Origin of the sequence: Arthrobacter crystallopoietes BAB-32, from assembly GCF_000328305.2 — a bacterium.
Taxonomy (GTDB): Bacteria; Actinomycetota; Actinomycetes; order Actinomycetales; family Micrococcaceae; genus Crystallibacter; species Crystallibacter crystallopoietes_A.
Window position 1 is genome coordinate 1 of record NZ_ANPE02000208.1, and the last position, 4,912, is coordinate 4,912.

Consider the following 4,912-nt stretch of genomic DNA (forward strand, 5'->3'; position numbering starts at 1 on the left):
TCCGCGACAGCCCCGTGCACGCCGTCCGGCTGGCGGCGCGAGCGCGGGTCCGGCAGTGGCTTCTCCGCGCCGTCGATCCGGTACCCGTAGTCCACCTCGCCGCCGGGAACTGCAGCGCCGGCGGGCAGCCGCCACCAGCCGCCGTCCGCGCGTTCCATCGCGAAGTCCTGGCCGTCCGCGGTCAGTCCCACTGAACCGGCTTTCGGGGCCCAGACGTCGAAGCGGCTCATGCTTCCTCCCTCGTCAGCAGGGCTACCGGCAGGCTTCGGAACACTTCGGCCAGGGGCAGGCTGCCGGTGCTGTTGAACCACAGGCCGGTGAGCTCGTCCCGGTAGCGTCCGGGGGCCAGTACGACGGCGGTGTCCCGCCACCCGCCAGAGCCCTGGCCAGTCTCCAGCGGCAACCGGGTAGCGAGCGTGATGGCGCCGCCGCGGTCAAAGCCGAAGATATGGCCGGCGGCAGGTCCCGTGGCGTGCACGGCCCGGTATTCGGTGAACAGCTCCGGCCGTTCCCGCCGCAACCGCAAGGCGCGGGAGACCACCAGCATCTTGGCGTCACCCGCCTCGTCGATTCCCGGCCCGGTCCCGGACTCCAGCCGCTCCAGTGACTGCATACGAGCGGCGAAATCCACTGGCCGCCGGTTGTCCGGATCCACCAGCGAGTGGTCCCAGAATTCGGTGCCCTGGTAGACGTCCGGGACGCCCGGCATGGTCAGCTGGACAAGCTTGGCTGCGAGCGAGTTGCTCCAGCCGGCCGCCCTGACCGCCCCGGCCAGCGAGTCGAGGATCCCGCGGACCCCTGCGTCGTCGAAAGCAGCGTCGACCGCCGCGTGCATCCGCCGCTCGAACTCCTCGTCCGGCGCGACCCAGGTGGTCGAATCGGCGGCTTCCCGGGCCGCCTTCTCCGCATAGGCGTGCGCCCGCTCGCGACTCAGCGGCCAGGCGCCCAGCAGCGCCTGCCACAGCAGGTTTGCCAGCGGCGCGTCCCCGATCGGGGCGGCTGCCTCCAGCCGGGACACCGCCGCCGACCATTCCTCCGGGAGCTCGGAGAGCACGCTGATCCGGGCCCGCGTGTCCTCGCTGCGTTTCGTGTCATGCGTGGACAGTGCCGTCATCGCCAGCGGGGCGTGCAGTTCGCGCCGGAGCAGCCGCTGGTGCAGTTCGAACGGGTCCACCGAGAAGATGGACGGGTCTGCCCCGACTTCGTTCAGCGAGGTCAGCCGCGGGTAGCGGTAGAACGCCGTGTCCTCCACGCCTTTGGCCATGACCATGCCGGAGGTCTGCTGGAATCGCACGGCCAGTTCGGTCAGCCCGTCTCCGGGGGACAGCAGGCGCTGCAGCGCGGCAATGGTCGGGGCGAGCTCCGGACGGCGGACCTGCGCTGCGATCGACGCTTGCGCCAGATACTCGGCGCCGTCCGGGAGGTAGCTGCGGTAGACCGGGAAGCAGGTCAACAGCTCGGCCAGGGCATCCTCGGCGGCCTCCTCCGGCAGGTCCGCCTCGGCCGGAATCAACCGGACCAGGCGCAGCACCTCCGAGCGGAGCATGCCGTCTGTGATGGCCCGCTTGGTGCCATGGATCATCTCATGGAACGGCTCCACCGGGGCCACCGCTTCCAGCCCGGCCCGGCCGGCAGGATCGGTGAACAGACGGTCGACGTCGGCGAGCGCGTCGTAGCCGGTGGTTCCCTGGCAGTGCCAGCGCGCAGGCAGGTGCTCCCCCGGTTCCAGGATCTTCTCCACCAGCACGTAGGCGCCGCCGGTCAGCTCGTGCAGCTGCTCCAGGTAGCCGGCCGGGTCGGCCAGGCCGTCCGGGTGGTCGATCCGCAGCCCGTCCACCAGCGACTCGTCGAACCAACGCTTGATCTCCGCATGCGACTCCTCGAAGACCCAGGGCACTTCCACGCGCACGCCGGCGAGGCTGTTGACGCCGAAGAAGCGCCGGTAGTTCAGTTCGGAGTCCGCGCGGCGCCAGTTGACCAGCTCATAGTGCTGGCGGTCGTGGACCTCGCGTGCGGACGCCCCGTCCTCCGCGGTGCCCGCAGCGACCGGAAAGCGGTGGTCGTAGTAGTGGAGCTCGCCGCCGGCCAGCTTCAGCTGGTCCAGTTCGCCTTCGCCGTCCCCGAGGACGGGCAGGCGGATCCGGCCGCCGGCAGCGTCCCAGTCCACGTCGAGGCCTCGGCGTAGCGGGAGCCGCGCCCTTCAGCCAGCAGCGACCACCACCAGCGGTTCTGTGCCGGCGTCGCCACGCCCATGTGGTTGGGCACAATGTCCACGAGCACTCCCAGGCCCGCCGCGTGCGCAGCGTCGGAGAGCGCCTTCAGTCCGGCGGCGCCGCCACGGGCCGGGTCAACGGCGGAGAAGTCGGTCACGTCGTAGCCGTGGTCCGAGCCCTGCTCGGCGGTCAGGATCGGCGAGAGGTAGACCCAGTCCGCGCCCAGGCGGCGCAGGTACGGCACCTGCGCCGCGGCGTCGAACAGGGTGAAGGACTCCCGGATCTGCAGCCGGTACGTGGACAGGGGCGTCCTCATGCGTGGTCCTTCCGGGCGCCCTTCTCGTCCGCCAGCACCGCCAGCGAGGCCGCCACCGAGTGGTCCGGTTCCTCCGGCGGCGGAGTGTGGGCCCGCAGCACCACCATGGACTTCGCCTGCACCGCAATCTTCCGGCCGGCGGCGATCGGTTCGGAGTCGGCGTACTCACCGGCCGTGTCGATGACCTCGTCCCACTTCCTGGAGTAGTCCTTCGACGGCAGCACGAAGTCCACCGCCACATCGTCCGCATTGAAGTAGATCAGGAAGTTCTCGTCCGTGATCGGCTGGCCGCGGTCGTCCCGGCCGCCGATGCCCCGCCCGTTCAGGAAGACCCCGATGAACCGTCCGATCGGCGAGTCCCAGTCCTCCGGTTCCATCGGCGTGCCGTCCTGCGTGAGCCAGGCGATGTCCGGCAGCGCCTCCCCCTCGCCGCGGCGCACCGGCCGGCCGTCGAAGAACCGGCGGCGCCGGAAGATCGGGTGCTCCGAACGCAGCCGGTTCACCGCCGCGACGAACTCCAGCAGCGGCTGGTCCACCTTGTCCCAGTCGATCCAGGACAGCTCCGAGTCCTGGCAGTACACGTTGTTGTTGCCCTGCTGGGTGCGGCCCAGCTCATCGCCATGCGCAATCATCGGCACACCCTGGCTCAACAGCAGCGTCGCCAGGAAGTTGCGCTGCTGGCGGGCCCGCAGCGCCAGCACCTTCTCGTCCTCCGTGGGTCCCTCCGCGCCGCAGTTCCACGAGCGGTTGTGGGATTCGCCGTCGTTATTGTCTTCCCCGTTGGCCTCATTGTGCTTCTCGTTGTACGAAACCAGGTCCCGCAGCGTGAAGCCGTCATGGGCGGTGACGAAGTTGATCGACGCCACCGGGCGCGGCCGGAATCCTCGTACAGGTCCGACGAGCCGGTGATCCGGGAGGCGAACTCGCCCAGGGTTGCCGGTTCGCCGCGCCAGAAGTCGCGGACCGTGTCGCGGTACTTGCCGTTCCATTCGGTCCACAGCGGCGGGAAGTTGCCCACCTGGTAGCCGCCGGGGCCGATGTCCCACGGCTCGGCGATCAGCTTGGCCTGCGAAACCACCGGATCCTGCTGGCAGAGTTCGAAGAAGGTGGACAGCCGGTCCACATCGTAGAACTCCCGGGCCAGCGTCGACGCCAGGTCGAAGCGGAAACCGTCCACGTGCATCTCGGTGGCCCAGTAGCGCAGCGAGTCCATCAGCAGCTGCAGCGAGTGCGGATGCCGGACGTTCAGCGAATTGCCCGTGCCGGTGTAGTCCATGTAGTACTGCGGCTCGTCCTCCATCAGCCGGTAGTAGGCCTGGTTGTCGATGCCGCGGAAGGAAAGTGTGGGCCCCAGGTGGTTGCCCTCCGCCGTGTGGTTGTAGACGACGTCCAGGATGACTTCGATCCCGGCCAGATGCAGCTCGCGCACCATCGCCTTGAATTCCTGCACCTGCTGGCCGGCGTCCCCGGTGGCGCAGTACTTGTTGTGCGGGGCGAAGAAGCCGATGGTGTTGTAGCCCCAGTAGTTGGACAGCCCCTTCTCCTGCAGGGTGCTGTCGTTGACGAACTGGTGCACGGGCATAAGCTCGATCGCCGTGACGCCCAGCTTCTGCAGGTGCGCGATCACCGAGGGGTGCGCCACGCCGGCGTACGTGCCGCGCTGCTCCTCGGGCACATCCGGGTGCAGCTGGGTCAGGCCCTTCACATGCGCCTCGTAGATCACCGAGCGGTGGTACGGCGTGCGGGGCTTGCGGTCCCCGTCCCAGTCGAAGAACGGGCTGACCACCACGCCCAGCATCATGTGCTTGGCGGAATCCTCGTCATTGCGCGAGTCCGGGTCCCCGAAGTTGTAGCCGAACAGCGGCTGCGCCCAGTCGATCTCGCCGCTGACCGCCTTGGCGTAGGGGTCGAGGAGCAGCTTGTTCACGTTGCAGCGCACGCCGCTGGCCGGGTCGTACGGGCCCTCGATCCGGTAGCCGTACTTCTGGCCGGGCAGGATCTGCGGCAGGTAGGCGTGCCAGACGTAGCCGTCCACTTCGCGCAGCTTGACGCGCGTCTCGTTGCCGTCGTCGTCGAACAGGCAAAGGTAGACAGCGTCCGCTACTTCACTGAAGATCGCGAAATTCGTGCCGTTGCCGTCATAAGTGGCGCCGAGCGGGTAGGCATCTCCGGGCCATGCTTCCATCAACTGCTCCTGACGTTGGGGATCATCAGTATTCTTCTTACCCCATTCAAGCGACAGTTATGTGCAATCCGCGTAACGCGTAACGTCCATGACGGCGGCGGCGACGTCGCGGGCCGAAGTTCGGCGGGTATGGCGGGCGCCGGGATCTGCTCGTTAGACTGCAGGCACAGCAGACGGCGGACTTGTGGGGGCCCATGG

3 pseudogenes are annotated in these 4,912 nt (G+C 68.6%); all 3 read right to left on the bottom strand.

Features of this window, described 5'->3' with window-relative positions:
* A pseudogene (locus D477_RS16550) lies at positions 1 to 230 on the bottom strand (malto-oligosyltrehalose trehalohydrolase); the annotation flags it as partial.
* A pseudogene (gene treY / locus D477_RS16555) lies at positions 227 to 2,529 on the bottom strand (malto-oligosyltrehalose synthase). The pseudogenes treY and D477_RS16550, both read right to left, overlap by 4 nt.
* A pseudogene (gene glgX, locus D477_RS16560) lies at positions 2,526 to 4,714 on the bottom strand (glycogen debranching protein GlgX). The pseudogenes treY and glgX overlap by 4 nt, the downstream one beginning before the upstream one ends.
* Positions 4,715 to 4,912: the final 198 nt, after the last annotated feature.